Raw genomic sequence first — 242 nt, 5'->3', positions numbered from 1 at the left:
ACTACTACCATCGTTAAAGACGGTGCAGACGGTAAGAATGCTAAAGCCGAAGTTAAAGACAACGGCAACGGCACTCACACTGTAACCATTACTGATGGCGAAGGTAATACCACTACTACCATCGTTAAAGACGGTGCAACTGGCGCTACCGGTGCAACTGGTGCTGACGGTAAGAATGCTAAAGCCGAAGTTAAAGACAACGGCAACGGCACTCACACTGTAACCATTACTGATGGCGAAGG

General features: G+C 48.3%; 1 protein-coding gene. It reads left to right on the top strand.

All coding sequences use genetic code 11. From position 1 onward, the window contains the following. The coding region (locus ACTHSX_RS10475; protein WP_440377609.1) for a collagen-flanked surface repeat-containing protein at nucleotides 1–242 on the top strand (242 nt) is incomplete at both ends.

This window comes from Neisseria sp. P0014.S002 (assembly GCF_051958295.1).
Taxonomy (GTDB): domain Bacteria; phylum Pseudomonadota; class Gammaproteobacteria; order Burkholderiales; family Neisseriaceae; genus Neisseria; species Neisseria flavescens_B.
This window is presented reverse-complemented; position numbering and strand designations above follow the sequence as displayed.